General features: G+C 58.8%; 13 protein-coding genes and 3 pseudogenes. 10 read left to right on the forward strand and 6 right to left on the reverse strand.

Going from position 1 to position 16,976, the window contains the following annotated elements; all coding sequences use genetic code 11:
- Positions 1-1,673 precede the first annotated feature (1,673 nt).
- Positions 1,674-2,339 (reverse strand): hypothetical protein, encoded by a 666-nt coding sequence (locus A3AU_RS0124285; RefSeq protein WP_027055205.1) that lies wholly within the window; start codon positions 2,337-2,339, stop codon positions 1,674-1,676.
- A 1,185-nt stretch (positions 2,340-3,524) separates the two neighbouring features.
- Here A3AU_RS0124285 and A3AU_RS0124295 point away from each other — a divergent pair.
- From A3AU_RS0124295 to A3AU_RS0124335, 9 genes are all read left to right on the forward strand, one after another.
- Complete coding sequence (locus tag A3AU_RS0124295) at positions 3,525-4,442, forward strand: SphA family protein (protein ID WP_245235555.1); 918 nt, start codon at positions 3,525-3,527, stop codon at positions 4,440-4,442.
- A 77-nt stretch (positions 4,443-4,519) separates the two neighbouring features.
- Positions 4,520-6,025, forward strand: coding sequence for an arylsulfatase B (locus A3AU_RS0124300; RefSeq protein ID WP_027055207.1), 1,506 nt, complete (start codon positions 4,520-4,522; stop codon positions 6,023-6,025).
- A 56-nt stretch (positions 6,026-6,081) separates the two neighbouring features.
- A complete protein-coding gene (locus tag A3AU_RS0124305; protein ID WP_081709654.1) occupies positions 6,082-7,050 on the forward strand; it encodes a formylglycine-generating enzyme family protein in 969 nt (322 codons plus the stop codon).
- A gap of 49 nt (positions 7,051-7,099) precedes the next feature.
- Positions 7,100-8,323, forward strand: coding sequence for an alpha/beta hydrolase (locus A3AU_RS01000000135940; protein ID WP_081709646.1), 1,224 nt, complete (start codon positions 7,100-7,102; stop codon positions 8,321-8,323).
- A gap of 69 nt (positions 8,324-8,392) precedes the next feature.
- Complete coding sequence (locus tag A3AU_RS0124315; protein WP_245235556.1) at positions 8,393-10,222, forward strand: mechanosensitive ion channel family protein; 1,830 nt, start codon at positions 8,393-8,395, stop codon at positions 10,220-10,222.
- Between the two features lie 986 nt (positions 10,223-11,208).
- Complete coding sequence (locus A3AU_RS01000000135945) at positions 11,209-12,159, forward strand: AraC family transcriptional regulator (RefSeq protein ID WP_032918031.1); 951 nt, start codon at positions 11,209-11,211, stop codon at positions 12,157-12,159.
- 156 nt (positions 12,160-12,315) lie between these two features.
- Positions 12,316-12,585, forward strand: coding sequence for a hypothetical protein (locus A3AU_RS0124330; RefSeq protein ID WP_245235559.1), 270 nt, complete (start codon positions 12,316-12,318; stop codon positions 12,583-12,585).
- A 407-nt stretch (positions 12,586-12,992) separates the two neighbouring features.
- Positions 12,993-13,445 carry a hypothetical protein gene (locus tag A3AU_RS1000000139090; RefSeq protein WP_154674652.1) on the forward strand — a complete coding sequence of 151 codons (453 nt, stop codon included), beginning with the start codon at positions 12,993-12,995 and terminating at the stop codon, positions 13,443-13,445.
- A 40-nt stretch (positions 13,446-13,485) separates the two neighbouring features.
- A complete protein-coding gene (locus tag A3AU_RS0124335; protein WP_027055211.1) occupies positions 13,486-14,070 on the forward strand; it encodes an OmpA family protein in 585 nt (194 codons plus the stop codon).
- A 292-nt stretch (positions 14,071-14,362) separates the two neighbouring features.
- Here the strand turns inward: A3AU_RS0124335 and A3AU_RS1000000140465 are convergent.
- The 3 genes and pseudogenes from A3AU_RS1000000140465 to A3AU_RS1000000140470 form a co-directional block, all read right to left on the reverse strand.
- Positions 14,363-14,591, reverse strand: a pseudogene (locus A3AU_RS1000000140465) (plasmid partitioning protein); the annotation flags it as partial.
- A 39-nt stretch (positions 14,592-14,630) separates the two neighbouring features.
- Positions 14,631-14,732: pseudogene (locus tag A3AU_RS1000000140795) on the reverse strand (phosphoenolpyruvate carboxylase); the annotation flags it as partial.
- Entirely contained in the window at positions 14,687-15,124 is a 438-nt protein-coding gene (locus A3AU_RS1000000140470) for a phosphoenolpyruvate carboxylase (protein ID WP_027055212.1), read from the reverse strand. The gene A3AU_RS1000000140470 and the pseudogene A3AU_RS1000000140795, both read right to left, overlap by 46 nt.
- Before the next feature lie 236 nt (positions 15,125-15,360).
- Between A3AU_RS1000000140470 and A3AU_RS01000000135950 the strand changes: the two are divergent.
- Positions 15,361-15,903, forward strand: a pseudogene (locus A3AU_RS01000000135950) (tyrosine-type recombinase/integrase); the annotation flags it as partial.
- A gap of 39 nt (positions 15,904-15,942) precedes the next feature.
- On the opposite strand, the gene A3AU_RS0124355 reads toward A3AU_RS01000000135950, so the two are convergent.
- Positions 15,943-16,461 carry an RES family NAD+ phosphorylase gene (locus A3AU_RS0124355; protein WP_027055214.1) on the reverse strand — a complete coding sequence of 173 codons (519 nt, stop codon included), beginning with the start codon at positions 16,459-16,461 and terminating at the stop codon, positions 15,943-15,945.
- A complete protein-coding gene (locus tag A3AU_RS0124360) occupies positions 16,458-16,847 on the reverse strand; it encodes an MbcA/ParS/Xre antitoxin family protein (protein WP_027055215.1) in 390 nt (129 codons plus the stop codon). The genes A3AU_RS0124355 and A3AU_RS0124360 overlap by 4 nt, the downstream gene beginning before the upstream one ends.
- Positions 16,848-16,976 lie beyond the last annotated feature (129 nt).

Below are 16,976 nucleotides of genomic sequence, written 5' to 3' on the forward strand. Positions count from 1 at the left end.
CAAGGCTCTGATAGAATTGCCACTGCGAATGAACGATGGCAGGATCAATCTCCGTTCCGTGCAGCAGAGCTTGCGGGTCGGTGGCAAGCGGGTCTCTCAGGCCGGAAATGTAGAACTGTCCGCCCCTCTCCGTCTGCTGTGCGACGATGATTCCCGGTTGGGCCTCAAGTCGCGACACATAATACTGCCAANGCTCCGCCGCGCGTGCTTCGGGGCTCACGTCACGAACCTTGGAGATGTCGAATTCCGGTCCGCCTGCCGAAAGCTGTCGGGCCGCTGCGCGCGCCTTATCGATCCAGGTGTCGGGAGCCTCACCCTCGGCAACGATGCGATCATTGACGATCGAGAATCGCACTGTATGCGGCGGATACAGCGATGCGGTCAGGCGCTTCAACACGAACTGCGGCTCAAGGCTCTGATAGAATTGCCACTGCGAATGAACGCGGGCGGGATCGACCTGCGTCCCAGACAACAGCGACTGCGGGTCGGCGGCAAGCGGGTCTCTCAGGCCGGAAATGTAGAACTGTCCGCCCCTCTCCGTTTGCTGGGCGACGATGATGCCCGGCTGGGTCTCCAGTTGCGACACATAGGCCTGCCAGCGCTGCCCGGCTTGCCAGGAAAGAAAGAACCAACCGCCTGCCGGAATCAAAAGCAGCAGGACTGCAACCGCTACCAGCCACGGGAATCCCTGGTTTGACTCCTCCTGCTTCAGCTCAACGCACGTCCGCAATTGCGCCTCTACGCTGGCTAACCGCGAACTGTCACCGTCAAACTCCCCTAAAGCCTGTGAGCACTCCTCATGGATTCGGAGTAGTACATCACGAACTATTTCATGTAATTCCTCTGGCGGATTTCCTCGGATCACCGAAACCAAGGTCGCAAACTGGCCAACTTCTGACCAAAGGCGAAGGTCACCAAGACGGATCGTGTCCAGACTGCTCTGTTCTTTTTCGCTAAATGAGTCCTTCACAAAATCTTGAATTGCACTAAGCATCGACGAAATGAGTTGCGGGTCCTCGCTCGTTGCATTATCGGCAGCTACATGCGCTATCAAAAGTCCGGAATTCCGGCTAATGAGAAAGACATGTTCTACGCGATATACGAGAGAATGCTTCAGAACAACTTCTGAGAAGCTAGCACCGGTTCTCCACGATTCAACTCTCCACTTGAGCCCATGCCACGTAAATATATGTCTTAAAGTTTCATTCAGCGACTGAAAGGTCTGGTCGATCTTTTCCCCGATCGACTTGCGAATTGCCGGTAAAAACACCGGGTATAATATATCAGTCAGCGTGCGCGGGCTCTTCTGGATCGACCGTTGCACAGCCCTTTCAACAGCTGGCGCAAGGGCCTCGCCGAGTTGCGCGTGAGGTGCGCGCGCGGCCGCGCTGGCAAGAACGTCGCCTACGGCTGCCGCGAGCCGCTCCGGTTCGTCTAGCAGATGCGTAACTCGTGAAAGCTCTGAAATTTCGCGGCTGACCAGCAACTGGCGCAGCGTTTCCATGCGAGGATCGGCGGTTGGAACTCCGTCGAAACGCGCACGATAATCCGGATCAACGTTCCGGGCAATTTCGATCAAAAGACGGGCCAGAGCCTCGCGATCAATCTCTGTATCGTTCGAGGCTGTTCGTCGCGGAAGGCTGATCGGGTCGACGGTCGACGTCAAGGTCCCATCAACTCGCTTTCCAACTACGGTCCGAGTTGCTCTTGCTGCCGACGGGATCCTGATTTAGACATTTTGCAACCTCGACAAACAGGCCAGCCAAAAGATTTCGGTCGGTCTTGACGTTGCTGAGATCGGCAAACATTTTCTCTATCAGCATCTGAACGCCTTCATTCTTCTGCTTGATTTCCTCACGCAGTGAATGATCGTTCCGATTTATCCGGTCCGCAACATCGCGCTCAAGCGCGCTCAATTGATCGGACAAACCGCGCACCTGCTTTTCAAGTGCCTGGTTTTGCTCGCGGAGATTCCGGTCGATCTCCTTGTCGGCATCGGCTCGTGAATCTTTTTCGTTCCGCAATTGCCCCGCAAGCGAATCGACCTGCTTCTTTGCATTTGACTCGTACATGTCGAGATTGCGCTTGGCCTCGGATTCGACATCCTTGAAGCGTTGCAGGACCCGTTCTTCGAGCTTGGAGAAGCGGCGGTCATAGTCCTGCATCTGGTTGCCGAACAGCAGATCACGTATCTTGTCGACACCTACAGGGTCGCCAGAGCCGCCGTTTTCGCGAGCCTGGACCCCCATGAAATTCAGACCGTTTCCCTCAACGTTACCTATCAGATTTCCGTCCGCCTTCTTGTCTGAAGACACGGAATTCGAAGATTCCTTTGCCATGCTTTTGCCCTTCCGTTTGAACACCTGCTAAAGTGCAAACCCCATATATAAGAAAGTCAGCATGTCAGCAAAATACCCGGCTCGCAAGCCGCTATCGTCTTGACTTGAATCGAATCTTGAGGCAGCGGCGCGAGAGTCGCCAACGCTGCAATGGCAGTTGGGAACGACGCCATTTTAAGCGCGGCGGCAGCGGCCGGTCCTGCCCCGCGTGCGCGCATCGAAGCACTCATCACCCGCTCTACTATCCCTTGATGCGCTGTGTCCTCTGCCGGGCGCTCGAGGATTCGGATGTGGACAAGATATTCGGCAGGCTCTGGCAACGGAAGATGTACCAAGGCGCTGGGGACATCGAGTAAATGAGTGTGATGACGTCGAGATAGGCGACCTCATTGACCACCTCGGCGATACGTCCTTCACTGATGCGAATGGGAGCATGAGCAGGCTCGTCAGCACCCCTCGTGGTAGGAACTTCACAGGCGCATACGACAGCGTTCGGTAGCGCCGACCATGAGCAATGGGCCCTTTCATGTGTCGGGACATACAGCCGTTCAGCGCGAGACCATGGCCAGCAGTTTCTGGCCGCTTGCGGAAGGTCAGTTACAGGTATCGCAGGTGGAAGCAGCCGTTCCACTGCTCCTGATCGGCGGTGTCGCGGACTCTGGCCCGTAAATGGCGATCTGGCCGCACAAGGCCACGCCCCGTGCGAGAGCGTAGGGTCAATGACCGAACCGGACCGAGGAGACTGGGAGTGCATGGCCCACCGCATCCCAGATTGATCGTGACTGCACGATAAGCCTTTACCGCTCCGCGGGCGGTCGGCCAGATGGTTGTGCTGGGCGAGACCAACGTGGCGGGATTGGTCTGGTCGCTTCCGAAGGCGCCTATAGTCAACCAGATGATTACGCCCTCAAGCTCGGCCGAGCCACGCACCACGTCTCCATACGAAGGCAAGGCGCCATTTTCTCAAAACATGGCTCCTGTGCGCAAAGCGGATAGTGGGCCAGTTATGTTGGATATAGCCTCTGACGAAATTGCGCGAAATCAATTGGCGCAACATTGCCGACTCACGGCTGGCGGGGGACTATGAATAGACAAGACGTATTCCGGATAAGTGTGCTCAGGGCATCCAGCACCTTCGCCGGGGCTACGATGAGGTGCGGCGCCAAGGGTTTGCTGGGCGTTGCTATGACTGCGCTCGCCAACCTGGTGATCGTTCCAAGCGTCCACGCGGCGGAAGGCGGCGCAAGCTTCTATCTGCTCGGCTCGCGCGGACCCATGGCGGGCTTTACCCCACCGCCCGGCGTCTATTTCCAGAACGATTTTTACATCTATTCCGGCAATGCGCGGGTAGATCTCGACCTCGGCGGAAAGCTGGTCGCGGACGTGCACGCGAAGGCCCTTATCAACCTCTCTACCGCCCTTTGGGTTTCTCCCTGGCAGGTAATGGGTGGCAATTTGGCATTCACGGCGACCGTGCCGATCGGCGGACCCGATATTACGGGGAGAATTGTCCCGAGCCCATTTTCGGTGTCCGATAGCATCACGACCCTGGGCGATCCGGTGCTTGGAACTTTCGTCGGCTGGCACAACGGAGACTTTCACTGGCAGACCGGGGTGAGCGTGAACGTACCGGTCGGAGATTATCACGAGGGCGACATCGCCAATCTGTCGTTCAACCACTGGGCCGCGGACATTTACGCATCGGGCACATGGCTGAGCCCGGCTACCGGCCTTGAACTGTCGGCGGCAACCGGCATTACCTTCAACGGCGAGGATCCGGCGACCCACTACAAGAACGGCACGGACTTCCACTTCGAGGGAACGATCGACCAACACTTCAGCAAGGCCTTCGATGTCGGCCTGGTTGGCTACTATTACAACCAGCTGACCGATGACACCGGGTCTGGAGTTCCCCCGGTGGTTGGCGGTTTCAGAGGCGAGGTGGCGGCGATCGGCGCCACTGCCGGCTATAATTTCCAGGTCGGCAAGCTGCCGGTCTCGACCCGGATCAAATATTTCCACGAATTCGATGCCAAAAATCGTCTCGAAGGCGATTCGGTCTTTCTAACGGTTGCCATGCCGCTTTGGGTGGCGGGGCACTGATCGGCAGAAGGGCGCGCACATTCTTTTGGTCCACGCCAAAGCCAGGTTAGCGCCGACAAAACAAGGGAGGCTAAAAAGTGAACAACAATCAGGAATTGCCGGAAGCCGGTATAGGCACCAAAATCACGCGGCGCGACGCATTGATGGCCGGCACGGCGGCTGCCGTTTCGCGGTTTGCCGCACCGGTCGGTCTTTCGGGCGCGCTCGCTGGCCTCGCTGGCGCCGAGCAAGCGGCGGCCCAACCGGCACGCCCCAACATCGTCTATATCATCTCCGACGACCAGGGCTGGAAGGACGTCGGCTTCCACGGCTCGGACATCAAGACGCCCAACATTGACAAGCTCGCCGCCGATGGCGCGCGCCTGGAACAGTTCTATGCCCAACCGATGTGCACGCCCACACGGGCGGCGCTGATGACGGGGCGCTATCCGTTGCGCTACGGCCTGCAGATGGGGGTCATCCCGTCGGGTGGGCACTACGGGCTCGCCACCGACGAGTATCTCCTGCCGCAGATGCTCAAGGACGCCGGATACAAGACCGCGATGGTGGGCAAATGGCATCTGGGGCATGCAAAGACTGAATACTGGCCGCGGCAGCGCGGATTCGATTCGTTCTATGGCGCCCTGGTTGGCGAGATCGACCATTTCGAGCACGCTTCCCATGGCGTGAAGGACTGGTATCGCGATAACAAGCCGCTGAAGGAACGTGGCTTCGACAACACTCTGTTCGGCAAGGAAGCGGCCAACGTCATCGACAAACATGACGGGAAGGCGCCGTTGTTTCTCTATTTGGCATTCACCGCGCCGCATTCACCGTTTCAGGCGCCCGACGAATATGTCCAGAAATACGCTCACGTCGCTGACGAGCAGCGCCGGCTCTACTCGGCCATGGTTTCCGTTATGGACGACGAGATCGGACGCGTTGTTGCCGCGATCGAGAAGAAGAAGATGCGCGACAATACCATCATCATCTTCCAGAGCGACAATGGCGGCGTGCGGGACGCAATGTTTGCGGGTGAATCGAAGGTCGGCAACAGCCTTCCGGCCGACAATGGGCCTTATCGCAGCGGCAAGGGCACGCTCTATGAGGGTGGCACCCGTGTTTGCGCTCTGGCGAACTGGCCAGGCAACGTTAAGGCCGGCGACGTGAACGGCCTGATACATGTCTCGGACATCTATCCGACTCTCGCCGGACTTGCCGGGGCGAAATCGACCAAGAACAAGCCGCTCGACGGCATGGATGTCTGGGGGACGATCAGCGAAGGCAAACCCTCGCCCCGTACCGAGATGGTCTACAATGTCGACCCGACAGGCGGCGCAATCCGGGAGGGAGATATGAAGCTTGTATGGTCGGCCGGCGTGTTGGAGCGCGTCGAACTGTTCGACCTTGCCGCCGACAAATCTGAAACCACCAACCTGGCCGACAAGAAGCCTGACACCGTCAAGGAAATGAAGGCGAAAATCGTGGATATCGCCAAGCAAATGGCGCCGCCGCTGCTGATCGGGGAGGCGATTAAGCTGACCTTCGGTGCGCCGCCAATAGCGGCGGATCCATCGTCGATGTTCAATCAACTCGGAGACTAGCGGCGCTCGGATCAAAGTTCGCGTCCTGTGGAACTGTAGTTATGAATGATGCAGGCATGGCTGTGCCATCTACGCATGTTCGTTCCGTTCCTCGGGACAGCCTGCCATTTCCAAACATGGTGCGAATACCTGGTGGCGAATTTCTGATGGGATCAGACCACCATTATCCGGAAGAGGCCCCAACTCACCGCGTCGTGGTCGATGGTTTCTGGGCGGATGTGACGACTGTCACGAACAATGATTTTGCGAAGTTCGTCGCAGCGACAGGGTACGTAACGCTGGCGGAGTGTCCTGCCCGTGCAGCCGACTATCCAAGCGCCCCGGCGGAGATGCTCGCTCCCGCATCAGCGATGTTCGTCCGGCCGCCGCCTGGCACCAACCGAAGCGACCATTACCGGTGGTGGGCTTATGTGAAGGGCGCCAATTGGCGCCATCCGCGTGGCCCTGCGAGTTCTATCAAAGGTCTCAACAACCATCCTGTAGTCCACATCGCATTTGAGGACGCCGAGGCGTATGCGGCTTGGGCGGGAAAGGCGCTCCCGACCGAGGCGGAATGGGAGTTTGCCGCGCGCGGCGGGCTGGATGGCGCCGAGTTCGTATGGGGCGACGAACTGACCCCCGGCGGCCAGCATATGGCCAACACTTACCAAGGTGAATTCCCGTACCGAAATGCCTGCGAGGACGGCTACGAATGGACCGCTCCGGTCGGCTCGTTTCCTGCAAACGGCTATGGGCTCCACGATATGGCAGGCAACGTCTGGCAGTGGACCACGGACTGGTACCAGGAGCACCGCCAGATCGATAGCCCATGTTGCACGATGACCAATCCGCGCGGCGGCGAGCGGGACGCGAGCTACGATCCGTTGACGCCTGACATGAGGATTCCGCGCAAGGTCACCAAGGGCGGGTCCTTCCTCTGCGCGCCCAGCTACTGCCGGCGTTATCGTCCCGCCGCGCGCATGGCGCAGGCGATAGACACTTCCACTTGCCACCTCGGCTTCCGTTGCATCGTGCGTCCGGCATGAGGAAGCGTGCCGAAGCTCCGCTGGCATAACCCGCAGGGGAAAGTGCATAATGGCACAGTCTAAATGGGCGTGCAGGCAGACTGTAGTGAGTACATCGGCTCTGTTCCTCACGCTGACGGCGTGCGGAACAGGACCAGAAGGCGTCCTTGCGCCAATTTCTGCGAGCCAGGTGTCATCGTCGGCATCGGACGTGACAATGCTGGTCGCGACCAGCCGCAAGCCATCCGGCGACCCGGCAACATTGTTTACAGGAGAGCGCAGCCCGACGCTTTCCTTGACCGACCTGACCATCTCCATTCCACCCAACCGTGCACCCGGCACCGTCGAATGGCCGAAAAAGCTGCCGCCCGATCCCCGAAAGGAATTCGCTGTCGTTGCCGCGAAAAACCTGTCAATTCACGAAGCCCACGACTGGCTGCATTCTCAAAATTCGAATGGCCGCGTTCTCGTATTCGTACATGGCTTCAACAACCGCTACGAGGATTCGGTTTTTCGTTTCGCGCAGTTTGTGCACGACTCGCGGGCGAAGGTCGTGCCGATCCTTTTCACGTGGCCGTCGCGCGCCAGCGTGTTCGGCTACAATTACGACAAGGAAAGCACCAATTTCTCGCGTACGGCGTTCGAGCGAACGTTAAAGGCTTTGGTGGACGACCGCGGCGTGACGGACATCACCGTCATGGCCCATTCGATGGGAACATGGCTTGCCATGGAATCGCTGAGGCAGATGGCTTTGGAGGACGGGCAGGTTTCGCCCAAGATCCGGAACGTCATCCTTGCATCTCCCGATCTCGACGTAGATGTCTTCGGTCGCCAGTGGACCGAGCTCGGGTTGAAGAAGCCGAAATTCACCATCACTGTCTCGCGCGACGATCGGGCACTTGCTGTCTCGCGTCTGATTGCAGGCAATGTCGATCGGGTTGGGCAGGCTGATCCGTCAAAGGAGCCGTACAAATCTAAGCTGGAGGCGGCCGGAATAACGGTTCTCGACCTGACCAACGTGAAGACCGACGATCGCTTGAACCATAGCAAATTCGCCGAAAGTCCGGAAATCGTGCAGCTGCTGGGGGCACAATTGGCCTCCGGCCAAACCCTCACCGACTCGCGAGTAGGCCTTGGCGACGAACTTGGTTTGGTGGTTGCCGGCACCGTCGACACGGTTGGCAACGCCGCGGCAGCGACGGTCAGTGCGTCAATCACGACAATCGAGCGAAAAGCGGACAAACCCGCCGACGAACTCGAGACGATCCTGAAGGGCGATTCGACCACCGAGTGATCCGTGCCGGAGAACCGACGCGCAGGACTTGTTGGCTGCTACGGGCGAAGTGCTGAGGGGGAAGAAATTGTGGACACGACGGCGGAAACGGACGTTACTTCGTTGATTTCGGGCTTCGAACAGCTCGTCGAGCGTTTGGTCTCCGGACTGTTCGCGCGGTTTGCCGCTTTGAGCCACGTCCCCGTAGACCTTGAAAACCTGAGGGCCTCGCTTGCGGCGGGGGGAACATCTCTCCTTGTGCTCCTGTCCGAGATTGTGTTGGTTGTTGCGCTGGTCGCGGGCGTGTTCATCCTGCTCGCCCGGCGGTTCAATACGGCGAGTGCCACAAGCAGTGCATGGCGCGGATTCTTCGCGGGCGTGGTGGCATTGGTGGTCGGTTTCATTGCCGCGCGGCTGCTGGCCGGTTCTGGCGTGCCTTTGCAGACCCTTCGCCTTTGGACGGTAGCGACCGTGCTCGGCTTCCTCGTCCTCGCCACTGTCAGATCGGTCTTGATGGCATCGCGCCGAACAGAATTCGCAGAACACTCCGCCCATCTGGTGGCGCTCGTGCGCGACCTCTCACTTGCCATTGGCGTGGCGGTCATCGCCGTTACGCTGCTTGCGACGTTGCGGCTTTGCCGCGGCGGGGCGGCCTTGGACGATCTGCTGCGAACCGGCTCGGCAATTCCGATCTACCTTCTGTTTGCATGGACCGTATGGCGCCACAGACGCACAATGGCAGCCGCCGTCGCCGGGCCGCGCCCCCGAAGTCGCTGGCGCACCCGTTTCGCCAAAACGTGGCCGGCAATCGTGATCGCGTTCGTGATAGTCACCTTTCTTAGCACTCAGGCCGCGCTGACCCTGGGAGCATCGCTTGGTGGGGCGGCCGTTCTGCTGACCGCGTTGCTGTTTCTCGCGGCGCCGCATGTCGACGCAATGATTGGCAACTGGGCGCAGCGCGGTTTGGAGTCGCCTGACATCTCGATCCTGGCGGCGGCAGGGCGCCAGACCGCCCGCTTCACCGTCGTGGCTCTAATTGTTGCCATGCTGGGAACGCTATGGGCGACACCGCTGGCTGCTGGGTTCGGCATAGATTTAAGAGAGGTCGCCAAGGGCGCATTTGGGGTGGCGCTGATCATGTTGGTGGCGTCGTTTCTATGGAACGTGGTCGGAGCGGGGACGGCTCGTGCCTTGCGCGCGGAATTGCCCGCCGTAGGGGGTGACGAGGAGGTTCAGGGTGCGCCGCGTTCACGGCTGGGCACGCTGGTGCCGCTGCTCAACGCGGTCGCCAAATCGAGCATTCTGGCCCTGGCGCTGCTCTCGATCCTAGTGACAATCGGGATCAATGTCTGGCCGCTGATCGCCGGCATGAGTGTGTTTGGGCTAGCCATTGGCTTCGGCTCGCAGACGCTGGTGAAGGACCTGGTCTCCGGGCTATTCTTCCTGATCGACGACGCATTCCGCTTCGGCGAATATATCGAAACGTCAGGCGCGAAAGGAACCGTGGAAAAAATCTCGGTGCGGTCGGTTTCCCTGCGCCATCAGCGCGGCGCCTTGGCGACAGTCCCCTATGGTTCGATTGGCAAGATTCAGAATTTCAGCCGCGACTGGATGATCGAGAAACTTACCTTTCGCGTTGCATTCAACACCGATGTCGACAAAGTTCGCAAGATTTTCAAGAAGATCGGCCAGGATATTTCGGCCAACCAGGAACTTGCTGGAGATCTGCTCGAGCCGTTCAAAAGCCAGGGAATTGCCGAGGTCGAGGACGGCACGCTGGTCATCCGGGCCAAATTCAAGGCGAAAGCGGGCAGAAACTTCATGATCCGCCGTGCCGTTTTGATCGCCGTGCAGCAGGCATTTCAGGAAAACGGCATTCAGGCCGTCCCAAAGCCACTAACATCTAATCCCGCGGGATAAAGCCGCGGTTTGCGATGCGCATAGTAAGATTGGCGCGCTTGATATGGGAAGTGCTGACACGCTCGAATCAGGATTGGCTTTCAATCGCCGTCGTAGCCGCGCCGGTGCAGACGGCCGGCTGTAGGGCTATGGCGCTTCCGGTTAGCCGCACCGCTTGATCAGCATCGCATCATAGTCGATCTCGGCGCCAAAGGCCTGCTCGACTAGGTTCAGATCGGCGCAGACCATGCCCTCATGCTTTCCGCATAGGCGGTTGCGCCGACGCTTCAATCGCAAGATTAAGGGAGCTCGCAGCTATCTCACCAGCCGCGCCTGCCTCATGAACAGGTTCGCGTTCCCCACGCCTTTGTGGCTCGCGATGCTACGAGCTCGTCGAGCGGTGTAATCTGATGCGGCTCGGACAAGTCGAAGTACGCGGCTTGACGGGTAATGCCTCCAGGCTGGCGATGAGTCCGGGCGGCAGGCTACCGGTCTGCGCTTGGTCGCTAGCGAGAAAGCTATAGTTTAGGGGCGAGGCATTGGCCGCTTTCATGCAGGCTCCCTGATGTGCGATGTGGCTCGGACTGCCTCCCAGCAAGCGACGCGCTTACACCACTGGCTTATATACTACTTGCCTGCACCGACGCGGATGATCTCATCCACGCGCTTGGACGTGTCTCCCAACCTTTGCTGCAAGTGCGCTGGTAAACCCTGATTATTCCAGATCGACAGCAGATCGACGTCCCTGCCCACTCTAGGCTTGCCCTGGCCAGCGCGTATGTCGCGATCTGTGCCCGGTAGCCGCGGAGTTGTGCCTCTCAGTTTCGCATCGGCAACGTTTTTCGCGCCGATTGATTTGGCGCAATTTAAGATTAAGCTGTCCCTAATATAAGGGCGTTGCTATCCGCTTTGAGCAAAGGATCAGGTTCTTGACCTCGTGGCCTTCATCGCCTTCGCACAGGGATGTGCAGCTTGGCCCGGACCAACTTGGAAGCGCAGCCTCGGGAATGCTGGTGAAAATTGACCAACTTTCGGCCGGCGGGGCGCCGTCACGCATCCGACAAATTCAATCTCATGGCAAGTGGGCGCTCGACTTGGCCAACTTCAATTGCACCGTACATGCCAATGGCGGACTGGATAGCGACTCAGTGGTCGTGTTGGCCGTGGAGCGCGCCTGCGCATCGACAATCTGCCGCATTCCACTTGAGGACGGCATGGTCGTCACAATCCCCGCTGGCACGATGATAGCCGCAACTATCCAGCCCGGTCTTAGTTATGCGGCCTCCGTGATTCCGACCGCCCTCTGGGCTGAAATTCAGGCGCTTGCCGTGGGAATGTTCGCGGAGCAGGTCGCCGATCATCCCAAGGCCGTCAGGCTCTCAATCAACCAAGCACGAATTCTCCGGTACCAGGTAGAGGCGACTGCGAACAATCTCGTGGCAGCCACTGGCGATTCAATTCAACTGGAGCAGCCCCCCGATGCCTTCCTGGAATATTTGGGAGCACTGGGTGGGGCTTGGGCTATTGCAGACGGTCGTGCACTTACGATCGATCATTCGCCACGTCGATATCTCCGCCAGGCCTGGGCGGCCGAGGATTTCATCCGCGTCCACATTCGAGAAGACCTACCGATCGTTCGGTTGTGCAGGGAAGTCGGCGTGAGTCGTCGTCAACTGGAGTACGCATTTCGTGCGACATTCGCGGCAAGTCCATTGGAATTCATACGCACTCTCCGCCTAAACGAAGCCAGACGGCAACTGACGACTGCACGTGCCAATGGCCTGAATGTCACGAAGGTTGCGATGGATGTTGGGATTACCCACCTTGGACGTTTCGCGACGAGCTATCGGCAACTGTTCGGTGAATCCCCCAAGGAAACATTCCTTCGAGCGGGAATATCCTGGCCGCGCCAGAGGCCGACCGATGCAACGGATTGCCGTCCTGCGCCGATCGAATAGGCCTATGCCATCACGAGACGGATAATCAGTTTTATCGGAGTTGCGCAATTCGGATAGCGGCGGGTTCACTCGAAAGGTATTTCCTCCCTCTTGGGAGGATCAACAATGAAGAAAATCAGCTTGAAGTTAACCGGCGCTGCCGGGGTTGCCGCAATAATGTTTGTCGGCCTGCTCGATCCGGTTGCGCCGTTCGCCCCCTTCGTCGGCTACGCTCAAGCAAGAGTGGGGCATCCGCTCACGCCTGGCAGCGCCGCCGGGGTCGCCAGACGCACCACACGCCGAGTGATCCGCCGTTCAACTGTGTACGTGACAAAGCTGCCTGCGGCCTGTGCGAGGACCTCGGTCAATGGCATCCTGCTATGGCACTGCGGCGGCGCCTATTATCAGCCCTCCGGCGGACGTTATGTCGTCGTCTCCGTACATTAGCTGAGATGCGGTAACGGAGGCGAGTGCTGGGGGCTCGGCTTGGGCGCGGCATACCGCTTCCACCTTTCTTCTCTGGCTTAGGTGCCCTCCTTGAATACGGCAAACCACATATTCAGAACTCAGTACCTCCAAGAAGGTGAGCGCGTCCTCAACTTCCACACAGAGATAGCGACCGTGGTCTCGTCCTTGACGTTCCCAACCGGATTTGGACCGGCGAACTCGCCGATATCCGCGCAGCATGCGGCGAACTCTGGTTTCAACAAACGCCATCTCCCAGGCCCGGCTGACGTACGCCGGACCCGGGGTGTCGGTCATTTCCAGAAACTGCTTGCTGCACCAACGTGGCTGCATCGGCCACCAGCGTCCAGGCAGTCTGACAATCTCGATGCCCAGGCCAGGAGCAGTACATGACATTAAAAATGGAAATACGCGCGCTTGCCGTGTCGGTTATTCTGGTGCTTCCTTTCACAAGTCTCGTCGGTGCCGCAACGATGAGTTTTGGCGATGCGGTTGGGCTCTGGGCGCAAGCTTGTGGCGCTGAGGTGCCAAACGTGTGCAAGGGCATTCGGCCGGGCAGCGGACAACTAGTCCCCTGTATCTCAGCCAAGGCATCGCCGGCTTGCCAGGCTGCGACAACTGCGTTTTTGGCCAATATGAATGCACGTCTGACTGCCCAAGCAGCCGCGCCGAAATTATGTGCCTCCGACGTCAAGCGCTACTGTTCGACGCAGAAGAAGGGCCAGGCCAAGATCCTGAGATGCCTGACGACGGGTGAGAACTTTCGTCGACTGATGAATTCATGCAAACAAGCCATGACTGATGCGGGCTGGCTGGACGTTGTTTCTAAAAAGTCGAATTAGGCAACAGTCGATCAGGGCGCGTAAACATTCGAGGGACAACATGAACATGAGATATTTGAGATACGTCGCTGTATGTATGACGGCGTCGATGCTTGGCGGCGGAACAGGGCAGACGCAAAATCAGATTACTTATGGCCAAGCCGTCCAGGGTCTCGTGCAATCCGGTAAGGCTGCTGGCAAAGTAGGCATCGATACCGCGGCGATCCGGGCCGACATCCAGACCCGGATCAACGCGAACGCGAGTGGACCCGAACCGATGATGGCTGCGTTGGCCAAACTTCCACACTTCATCGTGCAAATCCAATTCGACCTAAACTCCGACGTTATTCGACCCGAGTCTTGGGTCACCATGGGGCGAGTTGCCGATGCGCTCCACAACCCGCTCCTGTTGGGCAATCGGTTCGTGATCGCTGGCAACACCGACAACACCGGTTCGCGGCAAAGCAATCTGAATCTTAGCCAGAGGCGGGCAGACGCCGTCGCCGAAATGCTTGTAACTGTCTTCCACGTTGAACAGGCGAGACTGCTTCCTCTGGGGCTGGGTGAAGAAAACCCCTTCGATGCCAATAACCCTGCGGACGATGTGAACCGCCGCGTCGAGTTGTTCAACATCGGACCAAAGTGAAAGATGACCGGATGCCGCCGGAATGAGGAGAAATGCTGCAACATTAGCGTTACTGCTACGCGCGATGCGGCAAAGTCTTTCCAATGGTCGATTAACGCATGGTCTCATATCTGAGCGAGTCTAGAACACAAGGCGCGTGTCGCTAGCCGCGTGGGCTGCCCGTCAAAGCAGCAGCGGGTAACGGATCCTATCTCTGCGAAAAAATGGCGATGAGTGGCGTAGCGGCCCCTCATCTTGGAGTGCCTCCTCGACAATCCAGGCGAGAAGCGGGCGTCCTCCGGAACGTCAGATTCAGTCCGGCCGCCATCGCCTCCTTCACTCGACGCTGGCCCTCGTCGATGACGAAGCCGTTGCCCTCGTCACTGTCGGCGGCGAAAACAGGCGGCTGCACGATGCCGACAGCCTTGATGGTGGCCAGCAGCAGGCGTCGGCCTGGGGGCTGGACTTGGCACGGCGTTCCTATCGGGATTGTCCTTGAGCGATCGCGGATCCTTCAGTGCGGCCTCGTCCTCCGACTTCATGGTATGAGCAAGCACGGCAGCCGAGAGTATTTCCAGGTTGTGCAGGGCGGTGCCCCGGTTGGCGAATTTTGCGGATACGACCTCGCCCTGTTCTGTCACCCGCATTGCGCTCGAGACTGTTCCCGGGGGTTGGGCAGCAATGGCGCGGCCTGTCGGCGCTCCACCCCTGCTGACCGAACCACCGCGACCGTGGAAAAAACTATCCGGAGGCCATACTTTTCTCCCACCTTCGCAATCCGCTTCTGCGCCTTTGACAGCTCCCAATTTGAGGCCAGAAAGCCTCCATCCTTGTTTGAATCCGAGTACCCCAACATCACTTCCTGAACATTCCCAAGCTGGGCGACGGATCTGCGAACAAAGGGGGTCGAAAACAGCTCGCTCAATATAGAGAGGGCCGCTTGAAGATCGGCAATCGTTTCAAACAACGGAACGATTTTGATGCCTACCGTACCGCTCTCGTCTTCAGCGACGCGGATTCCTGCCCATCTTACAAGAAGGTAAACCGCTATCAAATCATCCGCCCAGCGAGTCATGCTCCGGATAAACGCGCCGATGGATTGTGGATTTTGACGCCATCCCTCCCCACGACTTTAAAGAGATCCAGCAGTTCCCTGCTTTCAGACTGCAAAGCTGGAAAATCGAGATCGACCGTAGGACGTTCTCGCAATAGCTGCCGAAGAAGGTCAGACCAGCCTCGCGTGCCAGGAACACAAGAGATATCGCGAGCGATTTTGAGGATGTCCTGCAGGACACGGTTGACAACCATCGAGTTCTGGCGAAGGTCGGCGGGCTGCGGCGCTCCGAAATCGTCGGCCTCGACGTCGCCAGGGAACAAAATGGGGATTCGTCCGGCTGGGTCGAGATTCTGGACAAGGGCATTCTGGTGACCATGCGTGGCAAGACTGGTTGGCGCGAAGTTGAGGTCGGCCTTGGGTCGGCCGACAGCACCTGCCCCGTGGTTGCTTTGAAGACCTGGCTGAAACTGGCGCGTATCGCGCACGGGCCTTTGTTCCGGCGCGTCACTGGCCAGGGCAAGTCGTCAGTTGGCGCCGAGCGGCTGAACGCGCAGGAAGTGGCTCGGTTGGTCAAGCGCGCGGCACTGGCCGCAGGCGTGCGGGGCGATTTGTCCGAAAGCGAGCGACAACTGAAGTTTTCAGGCCATTCGCTGCGCGCTGGTCTGGCCTCCTCGGCCGAGGCAGACGAGCGATATGTGCAAAAACAGCTTGGCCATGCCTCCGCCGAGATGACCCGCCGTTATCAGCGCCGACGTGACCGTTTCCGTGTCAACCTCACCAAGGCAAGCGGATTGTAGGCCGGGCAAGGCCCCCTCCCCTGCCCTCCCGCGAGCGCCCTACGACCAGGATAACTGGTCCTTCGGCAACCGGCCGCTCGGATCGTAGACAGTTACCTTATGCGGAAGGTGAGGCCCCCAGTCCCAAAGGACCAGGTTACGGTCCTCATCCTGGGCGCTTGGCGCGAAACTTGGGACCACAATTCCGGCAATATCGCGAGACCGCAGCCGATCGTAGATGGACCAGGACGCCGGGCGCTGGGCGTCCCCCAGAGCCGTCGCCCAGGCGCAGGCCATGTCCTCGAACGCGATAGCGAATTCGCCCCTGGCCTCTTGCGTTGTCAAATCCACGATGTCCTCGCAGTCGACCTCATAGGAGCAAAGGACACAGGGATCTATCCGGTGCGCAAAGCCCTGGTTGGCTTCTTTGACCGCCGTCATGATCGTCAGTCCCAGATAGAGCGCCGGCACGCCTTTGGGATTGAACCGGGCGCCTCTGATCGCCGCTCCGTCACCGGAAATCGGCTTGAATGCCCAGCGTGGATCGTGTGCCCTGTAACAGGTTTCGACGAATCTCAAGCAAAACCACCAACGGCCATGTGATCGAGATAATCACGGACCGCGGCGGCCTTGCCATCCTTCACCAGCGCTTCGGCAGTGCGTCCGCCAAATGCTGGAAGCGGTTGTGCCCGATACCAGGCCATCGCCTGTTCCTTGCCGCCCGCCCAATCGCTCACGCGGCTGATGATCTCGAGCATTTCGCGCAGACGCCCCTGGGTCTTTACCGCGGCACTTCGCTCTGATCGATAAAGGGTCTCGCGCGCAAGACCAGCGGTCTGGGCCAACTGACCCTTGGACATGCCAAAGCCATCCGCGACCTGCTCGATCCCAATCTTCCCGTTCCGATCCATATAGGACAAGATAAGCGGTCCATTGTGCTCAGCTATCTTGAGTGCTTGGCCCATAGCCTTCCTCCACCATATCAAGAGTCATGTTTCTTGTGCAAAAGATATGGCATTTCTCGACAGCTTTCAAGCTCGGTAGCCGCTTCGTAGCTGGCCCCTACTCAAAGTTCCCATGGGTAGCGCCGACCG

The sequence above is a fragment of the Mesorhizobium erdmanii USDA 3471 genome (assembly GCF_000472705.1).
Classification (GTDB): domain Bacteria; phylum Pseudomonadota; class Alphaproteobacteria; order Rhizobiales; family Rhizobiaceae; genus Mesorhizobium; species Mesorhizobium erdmanii.